General features: G+C 71.8%; 27 protein-coding genes and 3 tRNA genes. 15 read left to right on the top strand and 15 right to left on the bottom strand.

Annotated elements, in window-relative coordinates; genetic code table 11:
* Positions 1-11 precede the first annotated feature (11 nt).
* Both ACIB24_RS03135 and ACIB24_RS03130 read right to left on the bottom strand, forming a co-directional pair.
* Positions 12-881 (bottom strand): ABC transporter permease, encoded by an 870-nt coding sequence (locus tag ACIB24_RS03135; RefSeq protein ID WP_398275020.1) that lies wholly within the window; start codon positions 879-881, stop codon positions 12-14.
* Positions 878-1,837, bottom strand: coding sequence for an ATP-binding cassette domain-containing protein (locus ACIB24_RS03130; RefSeq protein WP_398275017.1), 960 nt, complete (start codon positions 1,835-1,837; stop codon positions 878-880). The genes ACIB24_RS03135 and ACIB24_RS03130 overlap by 4 nt, the downstream gene beginning before the upstream one ends.
* Before the next feature lie 321 nt (positions 1,838-2,158).
* On the opposite strand from ACIB24_RS03130, the gene ACIB24_RS03125 reads away from it, so the two are divergent.
* The gene (locus ACIB24_RS03125) at positions 2,159-2,860 is read left to right on the top strand and encodes a hypothetical protein (protein ID WP_398275014.1); all 702 of its coding nucleotides are present in this window, start codon (positions 2,159-2,161) and stop codon (positions 2,858-2,860) included.
* Positions 2,851-3,132 (top strand): hypothetical protein, encoded by a 282-nt coding sequence (locus ACIB24_RS03120; protein WP_398275011.1) that lies wholly within the window; start codon positions 2,851-2,853, stop codon positions 3,130-3,132. Before ACIB24_RS03125 ends, ACIB24_RS03120 begins: the two co-directional genes overlap by 10 nt.
* A gap of 144 nt (positions 3,133-3,276) precedes the next feature.
* Here the strand turns inward: ACIB24_RS03120 and ACIB24_RS03115 are convergent.
* Positions 3,277-3,363, bottom strand: a tRNA-Leu gene (locus ACIB24_RS03115).
* Between the two features lie 186 nt (positions 3,364-3,549).
* Between ACIB24_RS03115 and ACIB24_RS03110 the strand changes: the two genes are divergently transcribed.
* The 7 genes from ACIB24_RS03110 to pknB are packed head-to-tail and all read left to right on the top strand — an operon-like array spanning position 3,550 to position 12,261.
* Positions 3,550-4,257 (top strand): FhaA domain-containing protein, encoded by a 708-nt coding sequence (locus ACIB24_RS03110; protein ID WP_398275008.1) that lies wholly within the window; start codon positions 3,550-3,552, stop codon positions 4,255-4,257.
* A 10-nt stretch (positions 4,258-4,267) separates the two neighbouring features.
* A complete protein-coding gene (locus ACIB24_RS03105) occupies positions 4,268-4,756 on the top strand; it encodes an FHA domain-containing protein FhaB/FipA (protein ID WP_398275005.1) in 489 nt (162 codons plus the stop codon).
* Between the two features lie 3 nt (positions 4,757-4,759).
* A complete protein-coding gene (locus ACIB24_RS03100) occupies positions 4,760-6,175 on the top strand; it encodes a PP2C family protein-serine/threonine phosphatase (protein WP_398275002.1) in 1,416 nt (471 codons plus the stop codon).
* Complete coding sequence (locus tag ACIB24_RS03095; protein ID WP_398274999.1) at positions 6,175-7,614, top strand: FtsW/RodA/SpoVE family cell cycle protein; 1,440 nt, start codon at positions 6,175-6,177, stop codon at positions 7,612-7,614. The genes ACIB24_RS03100 and ACIB24_RS03095 overlap by 1 nt, the downstream gene beginning before the upstream one ends.
* Positions 7,611-9,059 carry a peptidoglycan D,D-transpeptidase FtsI family protein gene (locus tag ACIB24_RS03090; RefSeq protein WP_398274997.1) on the top strand — a complete coding sequence of 483 codons (1,449 nt, stop codon included), beginning with the start codon at positions 7,611-7,613 and terminating at the stop codon, positions 9,057-9,059. Before ACIB24_RS03095 ends, ACIB24_RS03090 begins: the two co-directional genes overlap by 4 nt.
* Positions 9,056-10,420 (top strand): serine/threonine-protein kinase, encoded by a 1,365-nt coding sequence (locus ACIB24_RS03085; protein ID WP_398274994.1) that lies wholly within the window; start codon positions 9,056-9,058, stop codon positions 10,418-10,420. Before ACIB24_RS03090 ends, ACIB24_RS03085 begins: the two co-directional genes overlap by 4 nt.
* Positions 10,408-12,261, top strand: a complete 1,854-nt coding sequence (pknB, locus tag ACIB24_RS03080; protein WP_449619051.1) for a Stk1 family PASTA domain-containing Ser/Thr kinase — start codon at positions 10,408-10,410, stop codon at positions 12,259-12,261. Before ACIB24_RS03085 ends, pknB begins: the two co-directional genes overlap by 13 nt.
* A gap of 22 nt (positions 12,262-12,283) precedes the next feature.
* On the opposite strand, the gene ACIB24_RS03075 is transcribed toward pknB, so the two are convergent.
* Complete coding sequence (locus ACIB24_RS03075; protein WP_398274988.1) at positions 12,284-12,904, bottom strand: aminodeoxychorismate/anthranilate synthase component II; 621 nt, start codon at positions 12,902-12,904, stop codon at positions 12,284-12,286.
* A gap of 14 nt (positions 12,905-12,918) precedes the next feature.
* On the bottom strand, positions 12,919-13,671 hold the full coding sequence (locus ACIB24_RS03070; protein ID WP_398274985.1) for a DUF881 domain-containing protein: 753 nt from the start codon (positions 13,669-13,671) through the stop codon (positions 12,919-12,921).
* A 44-nt stretch (positions 13,672-13,715) separates the two neighbouring features.
* On the opposite strand from ACIB24_RS03070, the gene ACIB24_RS03065 reads away from it, so the two are divergent.
* Positions 13,716-13,964, top strand: coding sequence for a cell division protein CrgA (locus tag ACIB24_RS03065; RefSeq protein ID WP_398274982.1), 249 nt, complete (start codon positions 13,716-13,718; stop codon positions 13,962-13,964).
* A 96-nt stretch (positions 13,965-14,060) separates the two neighbouring features.
* On the opposite strand, the gene ACIB24_RS03060 is transcribed toward ACIB24_RS03065, so the two are convergent.
* Together ACIB24_RS03060 and ACIB24_RS03055 are read right to left on the bottom strand one after the other, a co-directional pair.
* Complete coding sequence (locus ACIB24_RS03060) at positions 14,061-14,903, bottom strand: rhomboid family intramembrane serine protease (protein WP_398274979.1); 843 nt, start codon at positions 14,901-14,903, stop codon at positions 14,061-14,063.
* Positions 14,904-14,983: 80 nt separating this feature from the next.
* Positions 14,984-15,514 (bottom strand): peptidylprolyl isomerase, encoded by a 531-nt coding sequence (locus ACIB24_RS03055; protein WP_398274976.1) that lies wholly within the window; start codon positions 15,512-15,514, stop codon positions 14,984-14,986.
* 147 nt (positions 15,515-15,661) lie between these two features.
* On the opposite strand from ACIB24_RS03055, the gene ACIB24_RS03050 reads away from it, so the two are divergent.
* Positions 15,662-16,345: a hypothetical protein gene (locus ACIB24_RS03050; RefSeq protein ID WP_398274973.1), complete on the top strand. Its 684-nt coding sequence runs from the start codon at positions 15,662-15,664 to the stop codon at positions 16,343-16,345.
* A gap of 51 nt (positions 16,346-16,396) precedes the next feature.
* Here the strand turns inward: ACIB24_RS03050 and ACIB24_RS03045 are convergent, their stop codons facing one another.
* Together ACIB24_RS03045 and ACIB24_RS03040 are read right to left on the bottom strand one after the other, a co-directional pair.
* Complete coding sequence (locus ACIB24_RS03045) at positions 16,397-18,397, bottom strand: ArnT family glycosyltransferase (RefSeq protein ID WP_398274970.1); 2,001 nt, start codon at positions 18,395-18,397, stop codon at positions 16,397-16,399.
* A complete protein-coding gene (locus ACIB24_RS03040) occupies positions 18,394-19,467 on the bottom strand; it encodes an FAD:protein FMN transferase (RefSeq protein ID WP_398274967.1) in 1,074 nt (357 codons plus the stop codon). Before ACIB24_RS03040 ends, ACIB24_RS03045 begins: the two co-directional genes overlap by 4 nt.
* A 177-nt stretch (positions 19,468-19,644) precedes the next feature.
* Between ACIB24_RS03040 and ACIB24_RS03035 the strand changes: the two genes are divergently transcribed.
* Complete coding sequence (locus ACIB24_RS03035) at positions 19,645-20,469, top strand: protein phosphatase 2C domain-containing protein (RefSeq protein ID WP_398274964.1); 825 nt, start codon at positions 19,645-19,647, stop codon at positions 20,467-20,469.
* A gap of 24 nt (positions 20,470-20,493) precedes the next feature.
* Here ACIB24_RS03035 and ACIB24_RS03030 read toward each other — a convergent pair whose 3' ends face one another.
* The gene (locus ACIB24_RS03030; RefSeq protein WP_398274961.1) at positions 20,494-21,009 is read right to left on the bottom strand and encodes a methylated-DNA--[protein]-cysteine S-methyltransferase; all 516 of its coding nucleotides are present in this window, start codon (positions 21,007-21,009) and stop codon (positions 20,494-20,496) included.
* Between the two features lie 108 nt (positions 21,010-21,117).
* Here ACIB24_RS03030 and ACIB24_RS03025 point away from each other — a divergent pair, with 108 nt between their 5' ends.
* Both ACIB24_RS03025 and ACIB24_RS03020 read left to right on the top strand, forming a co-directional pair.
* Positions 21,118-22,389: a DNA methyltransferase gene (locus ACIB24_RS03025; protein ID WP_398274958.1), complete on the top strand. Its 1,272-nt coding sequence runs from the start codon at positions 21,118-21,120 to the stop codon at positions 22,387-22,389.
* The gene (locus ACIB24_RS03020; RefSeq protein WP_398274955.1) at positions 22,386-24,032 is read left to right on the top strand and encodes an Eco57I restriction-modification methylase domain-containing protein; all 1,647 of its coding nucleotides are present in this window, start codon (positions 22,386-22,388) and stop codon (positions 24,030-24,032) included. Before ACIB24_RS03025 ends, ACIB24_RS03020 begins: the two co-directional genes overlap by 4 nt.
* Positions 24,033-24,039: 7 nt before the next feature.
* Here ACIB24_RS03020 and ACIB24_RS03015 read toward each other — a convergent pair whose 3' ends face one another.
* The 3 genes from ACIB24_RS03015 to ACIB24_RS03005 all read right to left on the bottom strand — a co-directional run bounded on the left by ACIB24_RS03015 (position 24,040) and on the right by ACIB24_RS03005 (position 25,010).
* The gene (locus ACIB24_RS03015) at positions 24,040-24,753 is read right to left on the bottom strand and encodes a hypothetical protein (RefSeq protein WP_398274952.1); all 714 of its coding nucleotides are present in this window, start codon (positions 24,751-24,753) and stop codon (positions 24,040-24,042) included.
* A gap of 27 nt (positions 24,754-24,780) precedes the next feature.
* A tRNA-Ala gene (locus ACIB24_RS03010) sits at positions 24,781-24,853 on the bottom strand.
* A gap of 37 nt (positions 24,854-24,890) precedes the next feature.
* Entirely contained in the window at positions 24,891-25,010 is a 120-nt protein-coding gene (locus ACIB24_RS03005) for a DLW-39 family protein (RefSeq protein WP_398274949.1), read from the bottom strand.
* Positions 25,011-25,199: 189 nt separating this feature from the next.
* Here ACIB24_RS03005 and ACIB24_RS03000 point away from each other — a divergent pair, with 189 nt between their 5' ends.
* Positions 25,200-25,646, top strand: coding sequence for a response regulator (locus tag ACIB24_RS03000; RefSeq protein ID WP_398274946.1), 447 nt, complete (start codon positions 25,200-25,202; stop codon positions 25,644-25,646).
* On the opposite strand, the gene ACIB24_RS02995 is transcribed toward ACIB24_RS03000, so the two are convergent.
* Together ACIB24_RS02995 and ACIB24_RS02990 are read right to left on the bottom strand one after the other, a co-directional pair.
* Positions 25,643-25,978: a hypothetical protein gene (locus ACIB24_RS02995; RefSeq protein WP_398274943.1), complete on the bottom strand. Its 336-nt coding sequence runs from the start codon at positions 25,976-25,978 to the stop codon at positions 25,643-25,645. The genes ACIB24_RS03000 and ACIB24_RS02995 overlap by 4 nt on opposite strands.
* 65 nt (positions 25,979-26,043) lie before the next feature.
* Positions 26,044-26,117: transfer RNA gene (locus ACIB24_RS02990), tRNA-Ile, on the bottom strand.
* Positions 26,118-26,148 lie beyond the last annotated feature (31 nt).

Raw genomic sequence — 26,148 nt, 5'->3', positions numbered from 1 at the left:
CGGAAGGGTTCTCAGGTCCGGCGACGGTAGGCCCGCACGGCCAGCGGCGCGAACACCACCACGAGCCCGATGCCCCACGCGATCGAGGAGACCAGGTCGGAGGTGTCGAGGCCGCCAATCAACAGCCCGCGGATCGCGTCGGTCAGGTGCGTGACCGGGTTGATCTTCACCCAGGCCTGCAACCAGCCGGGCAGGGTGTCGGCCGAGACGAACATCGAGCTGCCGAAGGTCAGCGGGAACAGGGCCATGAAACCGATGCCCTGCACCGACCCGGAGTTGCGCAGGACCAGCCCGAGGGTGACCGACAGCCAACTCATCGCCAGCGCGAAGCCGAGGGCCAGGAGGCAGGCGGCGAGCGCCTGGAACGGGTCGGTCTCGATCCGGAAGCCGATGATGTAGCCGAACCCGATCATCACCACGATCGAGGTGACGAACCGGACGACGTCGCCGAGCACCGCTCCGACCAGCGGCGCCGACCGCGGGATCGGCAGGCTGCGGAACCGGTCGAAGACGCCCTTCTCCACGTCGGTGTTCAGGTTGACGCCGATGGCGACGGACGAGAACAGCAGGGTCTGGGTCAGCAGGCCGGGCAGCACGTACTGCAGGTAGTCGTGCGTCGAACCGCTGATCGCGCCGCCGAACAGGTACACGAAGACGACCGTGAACAGGATCGGCTGCAGCGTCACGTCGATCAGCTGCTCGGGAGTGCGCCGGATCTTGGTGACCGCGCGACCGGCCAGGATCAGGCTGTGCCGGGCCAGCGCGAACGGGTGCTGGTCCTGCCCGGTCGGGGCCGCGGGGACGCCGTCGGCGGTCAGCGTCACGGCCTGGGTACGGCCGGGCGTCGGGCTGCCGGTCGGGCTGCTCGTCGTGGTGCTCATGCCGCCACCTCCTCGTCGGTGTCGGTGCCGCGCTCACCGGTGAGGGTGAAGAAGACCTCGTCGAGGCTCGGCAGGTGCAGGGACAGTTCGGAGACCGTGACCCCGGCGGCGGCCAGGGCGGCGATCGTGGGGTTGAGGACGTCGTCCGAGGTCACCGGGGTGCTCAGGACGCCGCGGGCGGGGGAGTCGACGGCCTTGCCGGAGATCCGCGCGAGGATCGTGCGGACGTCGTCCAACCGGGCCGGGTCGCTCGGGCGCACCTCGAGGGTCTGCCCGCCGACGATGTGCTTCAGCTCCGCCGGGGTGCCGTGGGCGATGACCTTGCCGTGGTTGATCACGGAGATCTCGTCCGCGAGCGCGTCGGCCTCCTCGAGGTACTGGGTGGTGAGCAGCACGGTCGTGCCGTCGTCCACGAGGTTGCGGACCAGCTGCCACACGCCGTCCCGCTTGGCCGGGTCGAGTCCGGTGGTCGGCTCGTCGAGGTAGATCACCGCGGGGTTGCCGACCAGGCTGGCGGCCAGGTCGAGCCGGCGGCGCATGCCGCCAGAGTAGTGCTTGGCCTGCTTGTCGGCGGCCTCGGTGAGGTCGAACTGGGCCAGCAGGTGCTTGGCCCGGGCGCGGGCGTCGCGGCGGTTGAGGTCGAGCAGCCGGCCGATCAGGACGAGATTCTCGGTGCCGGTCAGGTCCTCGTCGACGCTGGCGTACTGGCCGGTCAGGCCGATGGTGCGGCGGACCGCGGCGGCGTGCTTGACGACGTCCAGCCCGGCCACGGTGGCCGTGCCGGCGTCCGGCCGGAGCAGGGTGGCGAGGATGCGCACCGCGGTGGTCTTGCCGGCCCCGTTCGGGCCGAGCACACCGAGGACGGTGCCGGTGGTGGCGGCGAGGTCGACCCCGGCCAGCGCGGTGGTGTCACCGAACCGCTTGACCAGGCCGCGCGCCTCGAAGGCGTAGGACATGGGGGTTGCTCCTTGGATGCTGCGCTGTGCTGCGGGGATACGGGTTCTAGGGCGCCTCGACGGTGCGGCGCAGGTATCACGATGGACGCCGCCGCTGACAGCCCGCGCACACACCGCTGTCACCACCTGACGGGGCGGCCGACCTCTTGTCATCGGTCTCTGCGCCAGGTCGGCTTCCTCCTGGCGGCGCAGGAACCCAACTGACTGCCGCCCTGCATTCGGCCTTCGACCTGGAGTAGGTCGCGGGAAACGCTCAAGTACCCGGCGGGGACAGTCGATTGGGGGGCTTCACCGCACCCACCCCTCCGAAAGCCGGCCCCCATGTCATCCCGGATCACCGCCGGAACCGTCACCACTCTTGCCGCGCTCACCCTCTTACCCGCGACTCCCGCCGCCGCGGATGTCCACGGGCAGTCGAACACGATCAAGGTCGTGGTCGACGCCCCGAAGGAGACGATCACCCTCCCGATCGTCACCAGCGCGAGCGCCGACGGCTCGCACAGCGCCACCCTCTGGATCCACTACCCCGACGACCCCGTCTACACCCTGGCCGGCGCGACCGCCGGGTCCGGGGCGAGCGTCACGCTGAAGGCCACCCTCGACACCCGCAAGATCACCCGGTGGGGCGCCCTGCAGGCCGACGTCGTGGACGACACCGACGGCTCCAGCACGACGATCGACCTCGATGTGCGGCGCCGTAGCCAGGCCATGCTCAACCACGCGGAGGTCCGGACGGCGCCGAGCGGCTGCCAGGTCGCCCTCGGCGCCCGGGTCCGGCACTACTCGCCCGCCGCGCGGGACTACGTGGCCTCGAAGCGTTCGCCGGTCCGGTTCCAGGAGTACACGAAGGGTCGGTGGGCCACCGCGAAGACCGCCACCACCACCGACGACGGCCTGTCCGGGGCGACCGTGACGGCGGCCCCCGGGAAGCACGTCTACCGGGCCTGGCGCCCCGACGGCGCCACCGTGTGGGCCGACGCCTCCCCGGCCGTGAGGGTCGTCGTCCCGAAGACGTGCGCGTGAACTCGGCGCAGCACAAGCAGACGGCCGAGGAGCTGTTGGCCCGGGTCGCCTCGGCGCCGCCCGGCGAGGTGGCCCACCTGATCGCCCAGGCCCAGGTGCACGCCACGCTGGCCGGGCTGCCCGACGTCCCGTCGACCCCTGCCGTGCCGGTGAACCCGCCGCTCAACCTGGGTGAGCGGCCCGACCTCACGGAGACGGTCGGGAGTGGCGCCGAACACGTCGTGGACGCCCAGGTCGTCCCCGACCCGATCCCCCGACAGCTCCCCGGCTGACCGCCACGGATCAAGATCACCGTCTGCGCCGGATGTGACGCACAAATACTGCACGAAACCCGGCACGGACGGCGATCACGGTCGGGTAAGCCAAACGACGAAGGCCCTCGACCGGGATCTTCCCAGGTCAAGGGCCTTCGACGATGGTGCGCGAGGGGGGAGTTGAACCCCCATGCCCTTTCGGGCACACGGACCTGAACCGTGCGCGTCTGCCTATTCCGCCACTCGCGCGAGCGCTGGACGAGGCTAGCACGGGGTTGCGGAACGGCTCACATCCGGTTCGGATGATCTCCCGCCCCCGGGCGATGTGGGGCAACGTCGATACCCTGACCCGGACGGCCCCACCGGCACCACCGGAGGGGCGGGTGAGAGCCGGGTAAGAGCAGGTACGGGTCGAGGCGAGCGAAGGAGGCGGTCATGGGGATGCTCGACAGGTTCGAGAAGGGCATCGAGAGGGCCGTCAGCGGCGCCTTCGCGAAGGCGTTCCGCAGCGAGGTGCAGCCCATCGAGATCGCCAGCGCCCTGCGCCGGGAGATCGACGACCGGGCCAACATCGTGGCCCGCGGCCGCACCCTGGCCCCGAACACGTTCGTCGTGGAGCTCGGCCCGGCCGACCACGAGCGCCTCGGTGAGTGGGAGGAGGCGCTGGCGCAGGAGCTGAAGTCCGTCGTCGACGAGCACGCGCAGGCCCAGCGTTACACGATGGTCGGCCCGGTGACCGTCGGCTTCGAGCAGGCCGAGGACCTCGACACGGGCGTCTTCCGGGTCCGCAGCACCACCACCCGCCGTTCCGCACCGCCGGTCGACTCGGGCCGGGCGCCCGACCCGTCGGGCAGCATCGCGCCGAACGTGACGCTGGAGATCGACGGACGCACCCATCAGCTCACCGGGACCAGTACGGTCCTGGGGCGTGGGCAGGAATCCGACATCGTCGTCGACGACCCGGGGGTCAGTCGGCGGCACGTCGAGGTCGCCGTCAAGGGGGCCACGGTGACCGCGACCGACCTGGGCTCGACCAACGGGACGTTCGTGGACGGCGAACGCGTGCACTCGGGCATCCTCGCCGAGGGCAGCCGCATCACCATCGGCCGGACGCGGATCGTCGTCCATCTCGGGACCTGGTGACGCGCGCCCGATGAGCGAACTCACCCTCACCATGCTGCGGTTGGCCTTCCTGGCCGCGCTCTGGCTGATGGTCCTCAGCATCGTGGCCGTCCTGCGCCGCGATCTCTTCGGCACCCGCGTCACCCGGCGGACCGCCCCGGCGGCGGCCGGCGTCCCGGCGTCCCCCGGCGCACCCGGACGACCCCGCCGCGAACCCGACTCGCCCCAACTGCCACGATTCCTCGTGGTGACCGAGGGGTCATTGCGGGGCACGCAGATCACGCTCGGCCAGGCGCCGATCCTGATCGGGCGCGCCCCGGAGTGCACGCTGGTGGTCGAGGACGACTACGCCTCCGGCCGGCACGCCCGCCTGTCGTTGCAGCAGGGTGTGTGGATGGTCGAGGATCTCGGCTCGACCAACGGCACGTTCCTCGCGAACAACCGGGTCGGGACGCCGGTGCCCGTCCCCCTCGGAGCGCCCGTGCGCATCGGACGGACCGTCATCGAGCTGCGGAGGTAAGGGATGGCTGTCGCGCTGCGGTACGCCGCCCTGTCCGACGTCGGACTGGTCCGCTCCAACAACCAGGACTCCGGCTACGCGGGCCCCCGGCTGCTGGTGATCGCCGACGGGATGGGCGGGCACGCGGGCGGCGACATCGCCTCCTCGCTGGCGATCGGCGAGATGGCCCACCTGGACGGCGAGTCGTACGGCCCCGACGCCGTGCTCAGTGCGCTGTCGCAGTCGGTGCACGCCGCGCACGGTGAGCTGCTGGCCCGGGTGGCCGAGGAGCCGGCGCTGACCGGCATGGGGACGACGGTCACCGCACTGCTGCGCACGGGCGGCCGGCTGGCGCTGGCCCACATCGGCGACTCGCGCGCCTACCTGCTGCGTGACGGTGAGCTGACCCAGATCACGCGCGACCACACGTTCGTGCAACGCCTGGTGGACGACGGGCGGATCACTCCCGAGGAGGCCGAGACGCACCCGCAGCGCTCGGTCCTGATGCGGGTGCTGTCGGACGTCGTCGAGGACGTCGAGCCGGACCTGTCGGTCCGCGAGGCGAAGGTCGGCGACCGGTACCTGCTGTGCTCCGACGGGCTCTCCAGCGTGGTCAGTCACGAGACCATCGAGGAGACGATGTCGGCGGGTGACGACCCGGCCGCGACCTGCCAGGCGCTCGTGCAGCTGGCCCTGCGCGGCGGTGCGCCCGACAACGTGACCTGCATCGTCGCCGACATCGTCGACACCGCCACCACCCCCACCGACACCGTGCCGACCGTCGTCGGCTCGGCCGCCCTGCGCGAACCGCCGCGGGCCCGGCCCGCGGCCACCACCCCCGCCGAACGCGCCGCCGAGCTGACCGGCGTCCTGCCCGCCGTCCCGCCGGCGCAGCCCGACTCGGGGCTGCGCGCGGCCCCCCCGGCCCCCGAACCGCCGCGCAGCCGGTTACGGCGCCTGCGGCTCTGGCTGGGCGTCTCCGCCGTCGTGCTGATCCTGGTCGCGGGCGGCTTCGGTGCCTACCGCTGGAGCCAGGGCCAGTTCTTCGTCGGGGACGCCGCGGGGGTCGTGGCCATCTACAAGGGGCTGCCCGACGACCTCGGGCCGATCAAGCTGTCCAGCGTCGTGGTGCGTGACCCCACGCTGCCGGTGGCGATCGTCCCGCAGAGCTGGGCCGAGCAGCTGGACGACGGGATCCCGGCCGACAGCCGGGCCGACGCCGAGCGCATCGTCCAGGCGATCCGGGTCGAGACCTGCACCGGCGACGACGGGACGAGCATCACGACCCCCACCGCGACGGCCGAGCCGACCGGCTCGCCCGGGGCGTCGTCGTCCGCCAGCTCCACCGCGAGCACGGAGCCCTCGCCCGACCCGTCGGCGAGCGCGAGCCCCGGGGCGCAGGACCCCTCGACCTTGCCCGCCTGCGAAGGGTTCAACTGATGGCGGTGGTCACCGCCGTCGCCACGCCGCGCACGGGCCGCAACCTCGAGGCCGCGCTCACGGCGGTGGCGATCGGGGTGGCCGTGTTCGCCTACGGCCTGGCCGGGGTGGCCCAGAACGACGGCAGTTGGCCGCCGGGAATGCTCGGCTACGGCCTGGCCTTCGGCGCGTTCACCGGCCTGCTGCACGTGGTGCTGCGCTGGCGCGCGCCCTACGCCGACCCCACCCTGCTGCCGATCGCGACGCTGATCAACGGGCTGGGCCTGGTGATGATCCACCGCCTCGACCTGTCCGAGGGGCGCAGCACCGGCGGGTCGCTGGCCGTGCGGCAGATGGTGTGGACGGCGGTCGGCATCCTGGCCGCGACGCTGATCGTGATGCTGCTGAACGACCACCGCGTCCTGTCCCGGTTCACCTACATCGCCATGGTCAGCGGTCTCGTGCTGCTGCTCATGCCGCTGGTGCCGGGTATCGGCAAGAACATCAACGGGGCCCGGATCTGGATCGGGCTCGGGCCGTTCAGCTTCCAGCCCGGCGAGCTGGCCAAGATCGTGCTGACCGTGTTCTTCGCCGGGTACCTGGTCACGGCCCGGGACTCGCTGTCGCTCGTCGGGCGGAAGATCCTCGGCCTGCAGCTGCCCCGCGGCCGCGACCTCGGACCCATCCTCGCCGCCTGGGTGGTCAGCGTCGGGATCCTGGTGCTGATCGAGAACGACCTCGGCACCGGCCTGCTGTTCTTCGGCGTCTTCGTCGCCCTGATCTACGTCGCCACCGAGCGCCTGAGCTGGGTGCTCATCGGTCTCGTGCTGTTCGCCGGCGGCGCGCTCGTCGCCGCGGTCAGCATCCCGCACGTGCAGACCCGGGTCTCGATCTGGCTGCACCCCTTCGCCGCCGACAACCTGGACCGCAGCTACCAGCTGGTGCAGGGGCTCTTCGGGATGGCCAGCGGCGGGCTGCTCGGCACCGGGCTCGGCCAGGGGCGGCCCGAGATCGTGCCCTACGCGGAGAGCGACTTCATCTACTCGGCCCTCGGCGAGGAACTCGGCCTGGCGGGACTGTTCGCCATCCTGCTGCTGTACGTCCTGATCGTGGAGCGCGGCCTGCGCACGGCGATCGGGGTCCGCGACGGCTTCGGCAAGTTGTTGGCCGCGGGGCTCTCGTTCAGCATGGCCTTGCAGGTCTTCGTGGTCGTCGGCGGCGTCACGCGGGTCATCCCGCTCACCGGGCTGACCACCCCGTTCCTGGCCTACGGCGGGTCGTCACTGCTGTCCAACTGGATGATCATCGCTTTGCTGATGCGCATCTCCGACTCGGCCCGGCGTCCGGCCGGCGAGGGCGCCGTCCCGCCGATCCTGCCGCCGTCCTCACCGCCCGCTCCCACCGGTCAGATGCCCACTCCCGCAGGCGCTTCCGGGGGCTCCGGAGGTGGAGCCGGGTGAACACCCCGATCCGCCGCCTCGGCGTCGTCATCTCCGTGATGTTCCTGTCCCTGCTGATCAGCACGACCTGGGTGCAATTCGTCTCCGCCGGGTCGCTGAACGCCCAGCCGACCAACTCGCGCACGCTGTACAAGGAGTACGGGGCCGACCGCGGGCCGATCAAGGTCGACGGGCAGGCCGTGGCCGAGTCCAAGCAGGTGAAGGACGAGTACAAGTACCTGCGCACGTACCCGGGCGGGGCGCTCTACGCCCCCGTGACCGGGTTCTACTCGATCACCTACGGCACGACGGGCCTGGAGGCGACGGAGAACTCGCTGCTGTCCGGCACGGCCGACCAGCTGTTCTACCGGCGGCTGAGCGACCTGCTCACCGGTCGGGAGCCCAGCGGCGCCACGGTCGAGCTGACGCTCAACGCCAAGGCGCAGAAGGCGGCCTGGAACGCGCTCGGCAACCGCAAGGGCGCCGTGGTGGCCCTCGACCCGAAGACCGGCGCCGTCCTGGCCATGGTCAGCCGGCCCAGCTACGACCCCGACCGGTTGGCGAGCCACGACGGCGCCGCGGTGAAGAAGGCCCGCACCTCGCTGCTCGAAGACTCGTCGGACCCGCTGATCAACCGCGCGATCGGCGGTGACCTGTACGCCCCGGGCTCGACGTTCAAGCTCGTCGTCGCGGCCGCCGCGCTGGAGAACGGGTACTCCGTGGACAGCCAGCTCGACGGGCCCGCGTCCCTCGACCTGCCGCAGACCACGAAGAACCTGAGCAACGACGAGCCGGGCAACTGCGGCCCCGGCGACAAGGTCAGTCTCGCCGACGCGCTGAAGATCTCGTGCAACACGGCGTTCGCGAAACTGGGCATGGACCTGGGCGCCTCGACCGTACGCGGCGAGGCCGAGAAGTTCGGCTTCGGCCAGAAGCTCTCGGTGCCGCTGGCGGTCACGCCGAGCAGCTTCCCCGCCGAGTTGAACGAGCCTCAGCTCGCGCAGTCGTCGATCGGGCAGTACGACGTGAGGGTCACCCCGCTGCAGGTGGCCATGATTTCGGCCGCAATCGCTAACGATGGTGTACTCATGCGCCCTAATCTCATCAGCAAGGTGCTGACCTCGGATGCCAAGGTGGTCGAGCAGCCGTCGCCGGAACGCCTGAACCAGGTGTTCTCGTCGTCGGTGGCCAACGACCTGACTTCCATGATGGAGCTCGTGGTTCAGTCCGGGACGGGTACACGAGCACAGATCAGCGGGGTCGACGTGGCGGGCAAGACGGGTACGGCCCAGCATCCGGGGCAGTCCCCCGACGCGTGGTTCACCTCCTTCGCACCGGCCAACGACCCGGAGGTCGCCGTGGCCGTCGTGGTCGAGAACGGCGGCGGGCTGGGCGATGCCGCGTACGGCGGCACCCTCGCCGCCCCCATCGCCAAGCAGGTCATGGAAGCGGTGATGGACAGGTGATCACCCAGAACGGCCTGAGGTTGGGCGACCGGTACACGCTCGAGGAGCGGCTCGCGGTCGGCGGGATGGGCGAGGTCTGGACCGCCCGCGACGACAAGCTGAACCGGCCCGTCGCGGTGAAGGTGCTGCGCGTCGACCTGGCCCCGGAACAGTCGTTCCAGCAGCGGTTCCGCGCCGAGGCCCGCACCGCCGCCATGCTCAGCCACGGCGGCATCGCGGCCGTCTTCGACTACGGCGAGGTCGACGGCTCGGCCTACCTGGTGATGGAACTCGTTCCGGGAGAACCGCTCTCGGCGATGATCGCGCGCCAGGGCGCCCTGGGTACCGACACCACGCTGCAGATCATCGGGCAGGCGGCCCGGGCCCTGCACGCGGCGCACCGGCACGGGGTCGTGCACCGGGACATCAAGCCCGCCAACCTGATGGTCACCCCCGAGCTGCGGGTCAAGGTCACCGACTTCGGCATCGCCCGCCCGCGCGACCACGAACCGCTCACCGCGACCGGGCAGGTGATGGGCACGGCCCACTACCTGGCCCCCGAACTGGCCCGCGGCGAGGTGGCCAGCCCGCTGTCCGACGTCTACGCGCTGGGCGTCGTGGCCTACGAGTGCCTGGCCGGGTGGCGGCCGTTCGAGGGCGACAACCAGGTCGCCGTCGCGACCGCACACCTGCAGGACGAGCCCCCCGCGCTGCCCACGACCATCCCCGCCCCCGTGCGCGACCTGGTCATGCTGGCCATGTCCAAGGACAAGCACGCCCGACCCCAGGGGGCCAACGAACTGGCCCGCCTGGTCGAGGACCTGCGCCTGCGCGGCCTGGCCGGCGACTACTCGGGTCGTTCCACGACGCCGGCCGGCGGCTGGCCCGCCGACGCCGAGACTCCCCCGCGCGGCGGTCGTCGTCCGGCCGTCACCGCCGCCGAGGGCGGCACCGTCGTCGGGCTCGCCCGGGCGGTCGGCAGCGAGGCCCCCGGCTCCTCGACCGGGGTGCCGGTGAACGCGTCCGGGTTCCCGGACCCGGCGCTCAACCGGCAGCCGCCCAGCCGGCGCACCCACCCGCCGACGATGCAGCAGCCCGCGCTCGGCGACCAGCCGCGCAGCCGGTCGGAGGCCCGCGGCCCGAAGAAGCGGCCGTTGCGCGCCTCGACCACCCCGCGCCGCACCGGCCTGGCCGTACCGCTCGTCGCTCTGGTCGTCCTCGTCGCGATCGTGCTGATCGGCACGATCGTGGGCACCCGGCTCGGTGCGGCACCCCCCGCCCTGAACACTCGCGGCCACGGTCCGGATACTGGTGTGGCGCGCCAGGGCTTCGACGTGGAAGGGTCGGACCCGTTATCGGGTCGACAGGGATGGCAGTGGTGAACGAGAGTCCGCGGGTGCTGGGCAACCGCTACGAGGTCGGGGAGATCCTCGGGCGCGGTGGCATGGCCGAGGTGCACCTGGGTCGGGACGCGCGGCTGGGCCGCACGGTCGCCATCAAGCTGCTGCGCACCGACCTCGCCCGGGACCCGCTGTTCCAGGCCCGGTTCCGCCGCGAGGCCCAGTCGGCCGCCGCGCTGAACCACCCGGCGATCGTCGCCGTCTACGACACCGGCGAGGAGCAGATCACCGAGTCGGGCGGCGCCGTCGTCAACCTGCCGTACATCGTCATGGAGTACGTCGAGGGGCGCACCCTGCGCGAGGAGATGGGCCAGGGCGGCCAGCACCTCGGCGTCGCCCAGGCGCTCGACGTGACCGCCGGCGTGCTCGCCGCCCTCGAGTACAGCCACCGCATGGGCATCGTGCACCGCGACATCAAGCCCGCCAACGTCATGCTGACGCCCGCGGGTGACGTCAAGGTGATGGACTTCGGCATCGCGCGGGCGATGTCCGACGCGTCGAGCACGATGACCCAGACCCAGGCCGTCATCGGCACCGCGCAGTACCTCTCCCCCGAGCAGGCGCGCGGCGAACCGGTCGACACCCGCAGCGACCTGTACTCGACCGGTTGCATGCTCTACGAGCTGCTGACCGGCCGGCCGCCCTTCGTGGCCGACTCCCCCGTCGCCGTGGCCTACCAGCACGTGCGCGAGGAGCCGGTCCCGCCGTCGCGACTCGTGGGCGGCATCCCGCACAACGTCGACCAGGTCGTCCTGCACTCGCTGGCCAAGGGCCGGGACGAGCGCTACCAGACGGCCGCCGAGTTCCGGGCCGACGTCGAGGCCGCCCGCGCGGGCCAGCAGGTGATGGCCGCCGCCGCGGTCGGCGCCGACGCCGCGACCACGCAGTACGTCCCGCCGATGGACGCGACCGGCACCCGGGCCATGGGTCCCGTGCCCGGGGGCGGCCTGCTGGGCGACGGCGGCTCGCCGTTCGACGACCCGTACGACACCTACGGCCAGGAACCGGGCCGGCGCCAGACCCGCCAGCAGCAGCCGTCGGGTCGCGGACCGCTGATCGCCGGGATCATCGTGGTGCTGCTCGTGCTCGGCGTCGGGGGCGCGGTGTACGCGCTGATCCAGAAGGGCAACAGCAGCGCCAGCGCCGGGACGACGGTCCCGGACGTGGTCGGCCAGACCAAGGCCAAGGCCGAGGACGCGCTCGACGGCGCCGGGTTCAAGCACACCGCGACGACCGCCCCCTCCACGCAGGAGGAGAAGGGCAACGTCATCGACCAGACGCCGGACGGCAACACGGAGGCCGACCCGAGCACCACGACGGTGCAGCTCGTGATCGGCGCCGGGCCCTCGACGGTGACGGTCCCGCCGCTGGCCGGCAAGACCTACGACGAGGCCGAGGCCGCCCTGAACGAACTGGGGCTGAAGGCCGAGAAGGCCAGTAAGTCCAACCCCGACGTGGAGGTCGGGACGGTCATCGACACCGAACCGGCGGCGGGCGAGTCCGCCGCCGCCGGCCAGACGATCACCGTGAACGTGGCCAACAACAAGGTCAAGATCCCCGACGTGGGCGGGCTGTCCCTCTCCGCCGCCCAGTCCAAGCTCAGTGACGTCGACCTGAAGTACCGGGTCTCGCGGGAGCCCTCCGACGAACCGACCGGCACGGTCATCGGCACGAACCCCAAGGAGGGCACGACGGTCACCCGCGGCTACACGGTGACGATCGTGGTCGCCGACCCGGTGGAGCCCGAGCCGAGCGAGTCGGCCTCGCCGACGGCCACCGCCACGGCCACCGAGTCACCCGATCCGGGCGGGATCCTCCCCTAGCCCGGGCGACTCGGCGGGAGTCTCAGCGCCGGACGAGCGGAGCCAGGCCGGCCGAGCGGGCCACCGCACCGTCGTCCCCGCACACCTTGAGCCAGTTCGCGAGCAGCCGGTGCCCGCCCTGGGTGAGCACCGACTCCGGGTGGAACTGCACGCCGTACAGCGGCAGCTCGCGGTGCTGCAGGGCCATCACGACGCCACCCTCGGTCTGCCCGGTGACCTCGAGGTCGTCCGGCACGGTGCTCGCGACGACGGCGAGCGAGTGGTACCGGGTGGCCGTGAACGGTTCGGGCAGCCCGGCCAGCACCCCGGCCCCCTGGTGCTGCACGAGGCTGGTCTTGCCGTGCATCAGCTCTTCGGCGTGGGTGACGGTCGCGCCGAACACCTCGCCGAGGGCCTGGTGGCCGAGGCACACGCCGAGCATCGGCAACCCGACGTCCGCGCAGTGCCGGACCATCGCCGGGCTGACCCCGGCGTCGGCGGGCGCCCCGGGGCCGGGGGAGAGCAGCACCCCGTCGTAGCCCGCGGCGTCGGCCGTGGTGACGGCGTCGTTGCGGAGCACGTCGCACTCGGCGCCCAGCTGGGCCAGGTAGCCGGCGATCGTGTAGACGAAGCTGTCGTAGTTGTCGACGACGAGGATGCGCACGGGCCCATTCTCCCTCAGGGCGTCGTGGCGTAGGACAGCGACAGGGGACCTTGGTACTCGGGCAGGTCGAGGTGCGTCGGGGGCGACACCTTCCAGCCGAGGTCCATCGCCGCCACGTACTGCAGGTAGTACTGGACGTCGGGGGAGGCGTCGAGCGCCGCCCGCAACTTCGCGGGGTCACCGACCGCCCGGACGGTGTACGGCGGCGAGTACACGCGCCCCTGCAGGATGAGCGTGTTCCCCACGCACCGCACGGCGCTGGTGGAGATCACCCGCTGGTCCATCAGCATCATCGCGCTCGCCCCGCCGGCCCACAGCGCGTTGACGACGGCCTGAACGTCCTGCTGGTGCACGACCAGATCGTCGGGGGAGGCCCCGGCGGGCAGGGCCCCGTTGTGGGGGGCGTCGTCCAGCGTGACCGTGAGCCCCTGACCGCTGACCGCCGTCCGCCCGGCCGACGGGCGGGCGGCGTCCAGCCGGGCCTGCAACTGCTTCAGCTGCCGGTCGCCGGCCGCGGTCAGGGCGCTGGCCCGCTCGTACCGCTCGCGCAGCGCGGACAGCTCGGCCTGCTTGCGCGCCTGCTGGGCGTTGGCCGTCTCGAGCAGGCTGGCCAGGTCGACGCTCTGGGAGCGCAGCTGGCTGCCGCCGGCGGTCTGGGCGGAGGTGGTGAACAGCAGCCCGGCGACGACCATCACCAGGACCACACCCACCGCCCCGGGGCCGCCCCGCCGCCCCCGGGTGGGCTGATCGGGTTCGGGTGCGCTCACGACCACTACGCTAATCCCAACTGCACGCTACGAAGGAGACGGCCGTGCCCGAGTCCAAGTCCCGCGACAAGGGGTCCTACACCGCCCCGACCGCCAAGTCGGGAGTGGTGAAGCCCAACCCCCGCTGGTTCGCGCCGGTGATGGTCGGCTTCCTGGTGCTCGGCCTCGCCTGGGTCGTGACCTACTACGTCAGCCAGGCCAAGTACCCCATCCCGGACGGCGGGAACTGGAACCTGATGGCCGGGTTCGGCGTGCTGCTGGTCGGCTTCGCGATGCTCACCCGCTGGCGCTGAACCTCTCACCGAGGGTGTCCACAGCGTTCCTCACAGCTGTGGAATTACACCGGTGAAACTTTCCCCAGGCTGTGGAAAACCCTGGGGACAACTCACTCAGAGCATGGGCCCCGTGGCGGCCTTGACCACGGTCACCAGCACCAGCAGGACGACGAGCGCGGCCAGGCCGCCCCACTGCACCTGGGTGCGGCGCGCCCGAGGCGCGTAGGCCAGCACCCCGGCCGCCACGACGCCCGTGGCCAGGCCGCCGAGGTGGGCCTGCCAGGCCACGCCGGAGATCACGAAACCGAGCACCAGGTTGATCAGCACGACCCCGACGATCTGGCCGGTGTCGCGGTTCATCGCCCGCTGCACCATGAAGAAGGCCCCGAAGAGCCCGAACACGGCGCCCGAGGCGCCCACGGTCGGGGTGAACCAGGTGTCGCCGCCGGGCGAGGCGAGCAGCAGGAAGCCGACCGACCCGCCGAACGCGCTGATCAGGTACAGGGCCAGGTAACGGGCCCGGCCGAACAGCGCCTCGAGGTACGGCCCGGTGACGTAGAGCGCGTACATGTTGAAGAGGATGTGCAGCGGCGTCACCGGCGAGTGCAGGAACGCCGCGGTCAGCATGCGCCACGGCTCGGCCTGCGTCTGCACGGGCGCGTACTGGAACCAGTCCGTGACCCGGGAGTCGGTCAGCTGCAGCAGCCACACGACGGCGCAGACGGCGATGATGCCCAGCGTCACGACCGGTCGGCCCTGGCGCACCCCACCGCCGAAGACGGTCCGGGCCGACCGGGTGCCCTGGTTCTGCTCGCGCACGCAGTCGACGCACTGGAACCCCACTGCGGCGGGGCGCTGGCACTCCGGGCAGGCCGGCCGCTCGCACCGCTGGCACCGGACGTACGACTCGCGGTCCGGGTGGCGCGGGCACACCGGGGTCGTGGGCGCCTCTGACATGTTCTGACTCATCCCCTGGATGAACTTCGCCGGGCCGGGAAGCGTTCCCGGCCCGGCGTCGTCCGGGTTCGACCCGAGGGTCAGTCGCGTTCGATGGTGACGCTGTTGATCACGACGTCCTCGGTCGGACGGTCGCGGGCGTCGGTGCGGGTGCCGGCGATGGCGTCGACGACCTTGCGGCTGGCGTCGTCCTTCACCGCACCGAAGATCGTGTGCTTGCCCTGCAGGTGCGGGGTCGGGCCGACGGTGATGAAGAACTGCGAGCCGTTGGTGCCCTTGCCCATCCGCTTGCCGGCGTTGGCCATGGCCAGGATGTACGGGGACATGAAGTTCAGCTCGGGGTGGATCTCGTCGTCGAACTCGTAGCCCGGGCCACCGATGCCCTGACCCAGCGGGTCACCGCCCTGGATCATGAAGCCGGCGATCACCCGGTGGAAGATCACACCGTCGTACAGCGGGTTCTTGGTCACCTCGCCGGTGCCCGGGTGCTTCCACTCCCGGGTGCCCTCGGCCAGCTCCACGAAGTTGGCGACCGTCTTGGGCGCGTGGTTCGGGTACAGCTCGATGGCGATGTCGCCCTGGTTGGTGTGCAGCGTTGCGGTGAGGCTCACTGTCTATGCGTCCCTTCGCGGGGGTTTGCCTGTGGTCTGACTCCGTCAGCAGTCTGTCACGGGCTGCACGGATGACTTCTCAGGTGGCGACGGAGCCGGATGGGGGAACGATGGTGATCTAGACCCGTTCCGCAGGAGGGATCCGTCGTGAAATACAGGAAGACGAAGGCCGACAAGGCCCGGACGAAGGCCACCGCCGCGGTCAGCGGGGCCGCCACGAGCGCCGGGGACGCGGTGAACGCGGCCCTCGAGAAGGCCGTCCCCTACGTCGAGAGGGTCACCCCCTACGTCGAGTCCGTCCGCGACAAGGCGGCCCCCGTGGTCGGGTCCGCGGTCGAGCGGGCCACCCCCATGGTGGAGTCGGCGCGGGACCGGTTCGTGGACGACGTGCTCCCGCGGCTGGCCGAGGCGGCCGTCGCCGCCGCGACCGCTGCGGCCGCCGCCCGGGACCAGGCCGTCGAGGCCGTCGAGGAGAAGGCCCTGCAGACCGCCGAGAACCTGCCGCCGTCCAAGAAGGCCCGCCGCACGAAGCGCCGTCGTCGCCTGATGGTGTTCGGCGTCCTGGGCGCCGGGGCCGCCGCCGGAGCGGCCGCGTACAAGCGCAAGCAGGACGCCTCGGCGTCGTCCGGGCCGTGGTCGGCGGCCACGACGGCTCCCGAGCCGACGGGCGTGAACGGCGTGACCCGTCCGGTGGTCGCCCCCGCCCCGGCGGCTACGGCTCCGGCCGAGCCGGCGCCGATCGCCGTGGACGAGCCCGCGCTCGACGAGCCCGCGCTCGACGAGCCGACCGGCACCGAGGTCACGGACGAGAGCACCGAGTCCCGCCCGTAGCTTCGAGAATGCTCAGAATCCGGCGATCGAGTGCCGGATTCTGAGCATTTCTCATGCCTGGTCGAGGTCGTAGACCGTCGTCCCGCCGATCGTCGTGGCCGGGTAGTGCTCCTGTACCCACTCCGTGATCTGAGCGGCGGCGTCGCTGCCGCTGCTCGCCTGGCCCAGGGTGCCGGTGCCGATGAAGTAGTGGATTCTCCCCTCGGCGACGTACTGCTGGAACTGCGTCAGGGTCGGTGACGGGTCGGTGCCGTTGAAGCCGCCGATCGCCATCACCGGTTCCTCGGTGGCCAGCTGGTAGCTGGCGGCGTTCTGCGAACCGATGGTCGCGGCGACCCAGGTGTAGGAGTCGGCGTCGGCCGTCAGGGCCGCCGCCAGCTCGCTGTCGACCGAAGCGCCGTTGAGCAGGCCGCCCATCCCGCCACCGGTGCCGCCGCCACGACCACCGCCGGTGCCGCCGCCGAAACTCGGCAACTGGCCGCCGTTCTGGGTCTGCTGGCCCCCCGGGGCGCCCCCGCCGAAACCACCGCGACCGCCGCCCATCCCCCCACCGCCGGGGCCACCGCCCATACCTCCGGACGTCGAGGGCCCGGCGGTCACGATCGACCCGGTGTGCGCGGTGCCCGCCGTCTGAATGGAGTACGCAGCCGGCCCGGCCAGCCCGAGCAGCACTGCCGCCACCGCACCCGCAGCCACCGCCCGTCGTCCGAGCCACGATCCGAAGGCCAGCACCGCGCCGGCGCCCAGACCGCCGATCAGCACGACCCACTTCAGCCAGGGCAGGAAGTCGGAACTGCGGCCGAGCAGCGTGTAGCCCCACAGCGAGGTGACCACCGCGGCCACCGCGAGGGTCAGCAGCGCGGCCGGGTGCTTCGCCTTCCAGAGCACGCTCACGCCGATCGCCACGACCGCCGCGAGCGCCGGGGCGAGGGCGACGTCGTAGTAGTCGTGGAAGATGCCCTGCATGTAGCTGAACACCAGCCAGGTCGTGACCAGCCAGCCACCCCACACGATCAGCGCGGCGCGGGTCCGGTCGGTGCGGGGGCGGTTCCAGGTGGCGACCAGTCCGGCGACCAGCAGGAGCAGGGCGGCGGGCAGCAGCCAGCTGATCTGGCCGCCCGACCCGGAGCCGAACAACCGGGTGATGCCGGTCTCGCCCCAGTTCCCGCCGGTGCCGCCGCCCCCGCCGACCGACCCGGTCTCGTCGCCGGTCAGCCGGCCCAGGCCGTTGTAGCCGAGGGTCAGCTCGAGGATCGAGTTGTTCTGCGAGCCGCCGATGTACGGCCGCGACGACGCCGGCCACAGCGAGACGGTCGCGATCCACCAGCCGGCGGCCCCGATCATCGCGACGCAGGCCAGCACCAGGTCACGGATCCGGCGTCCGACACCCGTCGGCGCGGCCACCAGGTAGGCCAGCCCCAACGAGGGCAGCACCAGGAACACCTGCAACTGCTTCGTCAGGAACCCGAACCCGACGAGCACCCCGGCCAGCAGCATCCAACGCAGCCGCGCGTGCTCGAGGGCCCGCAGCACGGCGTAGGCCGCGCCGGTCATCAGCAGCACCAGCAGGGCGTCCGGGTTGTTGAACCGGAACATCAGCGTGGCCACCGGGGTCAGCGCGAGCACGGCCCCGGCCAGCAGTGCGGTCGCTGCCGGGAACCGCCGCCGCACCGACGCGTACAGCACGCCGACCGAGGCGACACCCATCAGGGCCTGGGGCAGCAGGATCGACCACGAGCTGAGCCCCAAGAGCCGGACCGACAGCGCCATGGCCCACAGCGACGCGGGCGGCTTGTCGACCGTGATCGAGTTCCCGGCGTCCAGCGAGCCGAAGAAGAACGCCTTCCAGCTCTGCGAACCGGCCTGGGCCGCCGCGGAGTAGAACGAGTTGGCGTAGCCCGACTCGCTCAGCGACCACGTGTACAGCACCGCGGTGGCGGCCAGCAGCGCCAGCAGCGCCGGGCGGGCCCACCGTGGGGACGGCGGTCGCTCGGTCTGCGTGGCGACCGGCACCGGGGCTGCGGGGGCCGGCGTCTCGATCGTCGCGGTCATCGGAGGTTCGTCCTCTGCGGGTTGGCCAGGCGGGGCGCGGGAACGCCCCGGTGGGAGGGGTTCTGGCGATCGCTCGCCGGAATGGGGCGGGCGTGCCGGTCCCAACCGGCCACGGTGAGGGCATCCGAATGCACCGTGACCATCCGGGCCGGCACGCCCAGTTCGGTGAGCCAGGCGCGCGCCGAGGGGCCGCGCACCACGGCGGCGGCCGCGTGCCCGGCTGCCTCGAGACAGCTCAGGCCGAGGGTCATGACCGTCGACCAGACTGACGAGACCTGTTCTCCGGTAAGAGGATCCACCAGACCCTCGGCGTGCGCGACGGCCATCGCCGTCCCGGCGGGCAGGGCGAGCGTGACGTCGTCGAGGGGCACGAGCCAGCCGGCGGCCGGGGCGGGCCCGGCGGTCGCGACGTAGCCCCCGACCGCGACGCTCACCCCGACACCGAGGCGGTCGGCGATCCGGGTGGCGGCCCGGTCGCAACTGAAGGCCTTGGCGGTCGCGGTCAGGTCGAGCGTCACCCCGGCCGGCACCTGCAGGCGGCGGCCCGCCAACCGGACCGTCTCCCACCCGGCCACCCCACTCGATGAGCGCGGTGCCGCACGGTGCTCACCAGGCGGTCGCGGTGTCACACCGCGCCCACTGACAGCCGCGGCCCGCGGGAATTGGGCGCACGTCGGCACTGCGCGCAGGTCGACCGTGGAACCCCGCGCCGCGAGCCGGGTGACGGCCGCGGCCACGGTGGGGTCGACGTCCCCGCCCGTGCGCTCGGCGGTGGCGAGGGCCGCCGCGACCAGCTCGGTGAGCAGCGGGCTGACCGTGATCGCCCGTCCGCCCGCCCGGTAGAGGGCGTGGATCTCGGCGTCGGGGCGGTGCCGGTAGGCCGCCTTCTCGGCGGCGGCGAGCTCGCGACGGGCCAGCCGGCGCGCGGCGCGCAGGGCGTGCGGGTCGGTGACCGCCACCTGGACGTCAGCGCCCCACGCCGTCCACGCCGTGCTGGGTGGGCAGCCCGCCCCGGGACCCGGGCCGGCGTCGTCCCTCGCGAACCCGTCGATCACGTGCAGCGCAGCCATCTCTCCTCCTCGACCGTCCGTCGTTCGACAGGACCGAGAGTGACCCGCCCGGCTGGGCCGAGTGCTCGAAGGGGCTGGACGTCGACTGTGGATCGGCTCCGCCGCACCGGCCGCCGGCGTCGGGCCTTGGCGAGATCCGTCTGCTTCATCAGCCGATGTCAGGATTAGGATGCGTCGGTGCCGGAAAGTACCGTCCACGCACCCGTGCGTTCGGTGAGCGGGGCGAGCGTGCTCGGGCCGCGGCATGCGCGGGCGGGCCGCGTGAACGAGGACGCTCTGGGCTGGAGCCCGTTCGACCGGTCGCTGGAGCCCCTGCGCACGGTGGCCGCGGTCTCGGACGGTCACGGAAGCCCGATGTGCAGCCGCAGCGAGCGCGGGGCGGCCATCGCGGTGCAGGCGGGGCTGACCGCCGGCCAGACCCTGCTGCGCGGGGCGGGCGGCACCGGGTCGGCCGACCCGAGGGAACTGATCGCCCTGGCCTCCCACCTGTGGCGCGACGCCGTCGACCGCGACCTGGCCGCGCACCCGCTCAGTCCCGAGCAGGTCGAGCTCGTCGAGCAGGCCGGCCCGCACACCGACCTGCGCCTGGCCTACGGCTGCACGCTGCTGCTCTGCGCCGTGACCGGGACGTCCGTACTGCTCGCGCAGATCGGCGACGGGGGTATCGCGACGCTCACGGACGACGGGCGCGGCTGGTTCCCGCTCGGCCCGAACCCCGAGCACGGGCGTGGGGCCAGCGACTCACTGTGCCTGCCCGGTGCCGAGGACCGGGCCCGGACGGCCACCCTCGACGCGGGGCTCCCGCACCTGCTGATGCTGATGACCGACGGGTGCACCAACGCCTACCCGTCGACCGAGGACCTGCTCATGATCGGGGCCGACACCGTGCGGCTCGAGGCCGAGACCGGGTTGCGCCGGGCCAACCTCACCCTCGAGTCCTGGCTGGCCACGACGGCGGACGCCACCGAGGACGACGCCACGCTCGTCTCGGTGTGGATGTAGGCGGGGAGTCGCAGCCCACGCCCTTCAGAAGAGCGACCCGCGCTCGAGGTCGAGCAGGAAACGCTTGCGCTCGAGGCCGCCGCCGTAACCGGTCAGGCTGCCGTCGGCGCCGATCACCCGATGGCACGGGACGACGATCGAGATCGGGTTGGCGCCGTTGGCCAGGCCCACCGCCCGGGCCGACCCCTCGGGGAGACCGAGCCGCCGGGCGAGCGAGCCGTAGGACTCGGTGACGCCGTACGGGATCTCGGTGAGCGCGTCCCAGACCCGCTGCTGGAAGAGTGAACCGGCGCCACGCAGGAGGAGGTCGAACGAGGTGCGGCCGTCGTGGAAGTACTCGGCGAGCTGACCCGCGGTGCGCCGCAGCACGGGGTGCGACGGGTCAGGCTCGCGTTCGGACTGCAGGCGCAGCAACGTGCGGTCGGTGCCCTTGTGCGGCGTGAAGTACAGCCGGGTGAGCGCCTCACCGTCGGTGGACAGCAGCAGGTCGCCGACCGGGCTGGGCTGCAGGCACCAGATCTCCGTCGCCGTCGCGTCCACGGGTAGGAAGGTACGCCCCGGCACCGACAGTCCCGGGGGATTTGTCCGACGCGTCGCCGACGCGTCGGGCCGGGTCCTGTCGGTCGGGGCGGATACCGTGTGGGCACCATGACGACGATCGCTGCGGGGCCCCCGGCCCGTCTCCGCGGCGAACCCCTGCGCAACGAACACCTGACGTTCCGGGCCAACACCGACGCGGGGCGGCACGGCTGGTTGCGGCTGACCCCGGCCTACGGAGTCGGGCTCGTCCGGGAGCGGGTCGCGCGTCTGGAGGCCGGCGCCGTGGTGACGGACCCGTTCTCGGGCAGCGGGACGACGCCGCTGGCGGCCGCCGAGGCCGGGCACCTCGGGCAGAGCCTGGACGTCAACCCGTTCCTGATCTGGCTCGGCACGGCCAAGACCCGCGCGTACCCGGCCGGGGTGGCGGCCGAGACGGTGCGGCTGGCGGCGGAGGTCGTCGGCTCGGCGGCGGGGTTGCTGACCCGCGACGACCTGTGGCGGCCCGCGTTGCACGCGATCGAGCGCTGGTGGTCGCCCGGGGTGCTGCGCGGGCTGTGCGCCCTGCGGGCGGCCCTGGACGACGCCGCGCCCGAGGGCGCCCATCGTGACCTCCTGCTGCTGGCCCTGTGCCGCACGCTGATCAGCCGGTCGGAGGCCGCGTTCAACCACCAGTCGATGTCGTTCTCCGCGCCGAAGTCGGCGTCCCCCAGGGCTTTCGACCCCGCCGAGGCGACCGGCACGCTCGAGGCGTTCACGGTGGCGGCGGCCGAGCTGGCCGCCCAGGCCGCGGTGACCCTCCCGGGGCGAGCGGTCGTCGTCCAGGCCGATTCCCGGTCGCCGGAGGCGGCCGCGCTCGAACCGTGTGATCTGTTGCTGACGTCGCCCCCCTACGTGAACCGGATGTCGTACATCCGGGAGCTGCGCCCCTACATGTACTGGTTGGGTCACCTCGAGGTCGCGGCCGACGCGGGGGAGCTCGACTGGCGGGCCATCGGCGGTACGTGGGGCGCCGCGACCTCGAAGTTGAACGGGTGGGAACCGAGCGGCTGCACCCCCGTGGACGGGGCGATGGAACCCGTGTGCCGGGCGGTGGCCGAGGCCGGTGGCAAGCACGGTCCGCTGCTGGCCACATACGTGCACAAGTACTTTCACGACATGTGGCGGCACCTGAGCGCGGTCCCGGCGCTGGTGCGGCCGGGCGGGCACGTGTCGTACGTGGTCGGCAACAGCTCGTTCTACGGGCAGCTCGTCCCGGCCCAGGAGTGGTACGCGGCGATGCTGCGCGCGGCCGGTTTCGACGAGGTCGCGGTGCACGTGCTGCGCAAGCGCAACAGCAACAAGGCCCTGTTCGAGTACGAGGTGACCGGGGTGCGGCCGTGACCGTGCAACCGAGAACCCGCCCCCCGGTCACGCCGACCCCTGCGCGCAGTCGGCGCCGGGCGATGGGCGCGTACTACACGCCCGCGTCTCCGGCGGAGTTCATGGCCGACTGGCTGGTGCGTGGCCCCGAGGAGACTTACCTGGAGCCGAGTTTCGGCGACGGGGTGTTCCTGGAGTCGCTGCACCGGGTGCTGGGCCGCCGGGGGCTCGAGCCCGAGCGCGTCGTCGGGGTCGAGCTCGACGCCCGGGCCGTGGAACGCGGACGGGGGCGGGGCGTGCTGGAGGGCTGCACCGTCGTCCGACGTAACTTCCTGGAGGTCGAGCCGTTCCGCGTGGACGCGGTGATCGGCAACCCACCCTACGTCCGGCTGCGGCACCTGCCCGGAGGGCAGGCGGCGACCGCGGCGACGGCGGCCGGGCGGGTGCTGCCGACCGGCGTCGACCCCAGCGGCAGCATCTGGATGCCCTTCGTCCTGCACAGCTGCTCGTTCCTGCGGGAGGGGGGCCGGCTGGCCTTCGTCCTGCCCTACGAGTTGACGTACGTCCGCTACGCGCAACCACTCTGGGAGTTCCTGGGCGCGCACTTCGCGGCGCTGCGGGTGCTGCACTCGCGGCGCCGGGTGTTCGAGGACATCCTGCAGGACGTCGTGATCCTGCTGGCCGACGGCTACGGCGGCCGTACCGCGGTGGTCGACTACGAGCAGTACGACGGCCCGGCCGACATCGGCGCGGGCGCCTGGTCGAGTCGCGAGTCGCTGCGCATCCGCGACGTGGTGAACAGCGAACGGGTGTTCCGCCAGGCCCTCCTGCCGGCCCCCTTGCGCTCGTTGCTGACCGACCATCTCGACGCGAGAACGGTTCCGGCGGGGGAGATCTCGACCCTGCGCATCGGGTACGTCGCGGGCGACCGGCACTTCTTCCACCCGGCGCCGGGCGAGGTGTCTCGGTACCGACTGCCCGCCCGACACCTGCGCCCGGCGCTCAGTTCCGGCCGCCAGATCGCCGGCGTGGGGCTGTACTCGAGTGGAGTGCCGGCCGAGAATCGTTCCCGGCTCTACCATCCCGGCGCGCGACTGGGTGCGGCCGATCGGGCGTACATCGCCGCGGGGGAGGAGCAAGGGGTCGACCAGCGCTACAAGTGCCGCATTCGCGACCCCTGGTACGTGGTGCCCGGGGTGAAGGTCCCCGACTTCGTGGTGTCGGTGTTCTCCGAGCGGCCCGTCTTCACCGTCAACGACGCCGGGTTGGTCGCCTCGAACAGCCTGATCTGCGGCTACACACCCCCCGGCCTCGACCCGAGATCCGTTGCCGCGTCGTGGTACACGTCGCTCACCCTGTTGCAGTGCGAGCTCGAGGTGCATTCCCTGGGGGGTGGCGTGCTGATCCTCGTCCCGGGCGAGGCGCAGCGGGTGCGGGTCGCCCCCCCGGGCCCTCCGTCGTCCAGCCCGTCGTCCCGGCAGTACCGGCACCTGGCCGCGGTCGACGCGGCCCTGGCCGCCCGTGACGTCGAAGGTGCCTACGCGGCCGGTGACGACCCCGTGCTGCGTGGGTCGCTGGGGCTGACGAAGGCCGACCTCGAGTCGGTGCGGGACGGCATCGAGGTGCTGGCCCGCTGGCGCCGGTCCGCCGGCCGCCGCAGCTAGGGCGCGTTCACACGAACAGGTCGAACCAGATGTTGCGGCGCTGGTAGGTCTCGACCACCCGGTCGACGAACGTCCGGATCGACAGGTCGACGTCCGGCACCGCGGCCGCCACCAGGTCGTCGCACAGCTGGATCGGGTCGGCCTCGAAATCGACCACCAGGTAGGCGAACTGGTCGTAGACGCCGGAGACGTTCTTGTAGAGCACGTCGTCCCGGCCGGTGATCGCCCGGTACATCTTGGCGTAGCGCGCGTAGTCGGTCTCGACCACCGAGTCGTTGCTCTTGCTGCGGGTGAACCGGCGCGGGTGCAGGTACACGTACGAGTGCACGGTCATCGGGTAGCGCTCCTCCAGGGAGACGGCCTCACCGACGATGTCCTGGTAGTAGTTCAGGACGTTGTTGCCGATGGAGCTCATCTGCGAGCGCGCCCCGACCAGGACCAGCGGCCCGGACGTCGGGTGGATGACCGCGACGTCGACGTCCTTCGCCTTGTGCGACCCGAAGACCGAGGCCTCCTCGACGACCCGGACGCCGGCGCGCATCGCGGCGGGGTGCAGCCGGTCGCGCAGCTGCCGGGCGACGAACCCGTGCAGGGTCTTGATGAAGTGCTGCCCCCGGATCGCGTTGTCCCGATCGGCCTTGTACAGCCGGTCCATCTCGGCGAGCGTCGCCGAGAGCCCGTCGCCGGGGGAGAACACCGGCAGCGGTTCAGGGGTGCTCATGGGTTTCCGGGGGACGAGGGCATGGGGTGGAGACGATGGGACTCGAACCCACAACCCCCTGCTTGCAAAGCAGGTGCGCTACCAATTGCGCCACGTCCCCGAGCGAGTGCCGGGGCACCCAGTGTAAGTGAGCTGGATCAGCGCACCTTGTCGGTGGCGCTCGACCACAGCTCCTGACCGGACTTGCCGGCCCCGAGCTTCTGGTACACGGCGAACCCGACGCCGGCGACGATCAGGGCGAGGATGATCTTCTTCACGGCTGGAAACCTTCCGCAGAGCAACCGACGAGCCACTGACGGCAGCGGCTCTGGAGCGTGCAGACCATATCACCGTGAAACCACGACCCGGCCGTTCCGGTGCGGCGCTCGGTTGCATATGATCAACTCGGCCATCGAGTTCACGGAGGCCCGGTCTTCCGCTCGTCCTCCGTCAAACCGAGGTGTCTGATGCCTGGCTCCGGCATTGCTGAACTGGACGTCCTGGTCGTCGACGACGACGAGGGTGACGTCCTGATGATCACCGAAGCGCTCGAGTCCAGCCGGCACCGGCACATCATCCAGATCGCGCCGGACGGCGAGCAGGCCGTCGCGCTGCTGCGGCGTCTGAGCGACAACGGTTCTCGACTGCCCGACGTCATCCTGCTCGACCTGAACATGCCGCGGATGAACGGTCACCAGGTCCTCCAGGTGATCAAGAACGACGACCGGTTCCGGCGGATCCCCGTGGTGGTGCTGACCACCTCGAACGCGCCGACCGACATCGTCGGCAGCTACGACCGGCACGCCAACGCCTACGTCACCAAGCCGATGACGATGGAGGAGTTCATCGCCGTGGTCGGCGAGATCGACAACTTCTTCGGCAGCATCGTCGAACTTCCGCGCGACACGCCCTAACCGAGCCAGCCGAGCGCGGCACGCACGATGGTGATCGCGCCGATCACGAACACGGCGGCCGCCAGGACGGCCAGCGTGCCCACCCCGAAGATCAACGCGCGCTCGCCGGTGTCGAGCGGGGCCGGCGGGACCCGCGGTGGCGGTTCGGGCAGCGGCTTGGCGAACCATTCCTGCGCGTGCTCGCGCGAACAGAACGCCGCGTAGAGCCGACCGCCGGAGAAGTCGACCTCCACCCCGAGCCAGTCCTCCGGGTCGTCGTCCCGCCCCCACGACCGGCCACAGATCTGGCAGGTCGGCGTGGCGGCCGCAACGTCGACTTCGGCGCTGTTCATGCCCAAAGGGTGGACCAGGAGTCAGCGTTAAGCCAGTGGCTGCGCGAGGGAGATTAGGTAACGGGTGGGCCTAAGAGGACTTGAACCTCTGACCTCTTCCTTATCAGGGAAGCGCTCTAACCGACTGAGCTATAGGCCCCGGGGGTGCCGAGCGAGACTACCTCAGCGCC

Origin of the sequence: Spongisporangium articulatum, from assembly GCF_044465595.1 — a bacterium.
Taxonomy (GTDB): Bacteria; Actinomycetota; Actinomycetes; order Actinomycetales; family Kineosporiaceae; genus Spongisporangium; species Spongisporangium articulatum.
The sequence above is the reverse complement of the archived record's forward strand: the minus strand, read 5'-3'. Positions and strand labels throughout refer to the sequence as shown.

Coding starts and splice junctions, on each gene's coding strand:
- ACIB24_RS03135 (WP_398275020.1), bottom strand. CDS start 881: ATGAGCACCACGACGAGCAGCCCGACCGGCAGCCCGACGCCCGGCCGT.
- ACIB24_RS03130 (WP_398275017.1), bottom strand. CDS start 1,837: ATGTCCTACGCCTTCGAGGCGCGCGGCCTGGTCAAGCGGTTCGGTGAC.
- ACIB24_RS03125 (WP_398275014.1), top strand. CDS start 2,159: ATGTCATCCCGGATCACCGCCGGAACCGTCACCACTCTTGCCGCGCTC.
- ACIB24_RS03110 (WP_398275008.1), top strand. CDS start 3,550: ATGGGGATGCTCGACAGGTTCGAGAAGGGCATCGAGAGGGCCGTCAGC.
- ACIB24_RS03105 (WP_398275005.1), top strand. CDS start 4,268: ATGAGCGAACTCACCCTCACCATGCTGCGGTTGGCCTTCCTGGCCGCG.
- ACIB24_RS03100 (WP_398275002.1), top strand. CDS start 4,760: ATGGCTGTCGCGCTGCGGTACGCCGCCCTGTCCGACGTCGGACTGGTC.
- ACIB24_RS03095 (WP_398274999.1), top strand. CDS start 6,175: ATGGCGGTGGTCACCGCCGTCGCCACGCCGCGCACGGGCCGCAACCTC.
- pknB (WP_449619051.1), top strand. CDS start 10,408: ATGGCAGTGGTGAACGAGAGTCCGCGGGTGCTGGGCAACCGCTACGAG.
- ACIB24_RS03060 (WP_398274979.1), bottom strand. CDS start 14,903: ATGTCAGAGGCGCCCACGACCCCGGTGTGCCCGCGCCACCCGGACCGC.
- ACIB24_RS03045 (WP_398274970.1), bottom strand. CDS start 18,397: ATGACCGCGACGATCGAGACGCCGGCCCCCGCAGCCCCGGTGCCGGTC.
- ACIB24_RS03040 (WP_398274967.1), bottom strand. CDS start 19,467: ATGGCTGCGCTGCACGTGATCGACGGGTTCGCGAGGGACGACGCCGGC.
- ACIB24_RS03025 (WP_398274958.1), top strand. CDS start 21,118: ATGACGACGATCGCTGCGGGGCCCCCGGCCCGTCTCCGCGGCGAACCC.
- ACIB24_RS03015 (WP_398274952.1), bottom strand. CDS start 24,753: ATGAGCACCCCTGAACCGCTGCCGGTGTTCTCCCCCGGCGACGGGCTC.
- ACIB24_RS03000 (WP_398274946.1), top strand. CDS start 25,200: ATGCCTGGCTCCGGCATTGCTGAACTGGACGTCCTGGTCGTCGACGAC.
- ACIB24_RS02995 (WP_398274943.1), bottom strand. CDS start 25,978: ATGAACAGCGCCGAAGTCGACGTTGCGGCCGCCACGCCGACCTGCCAG.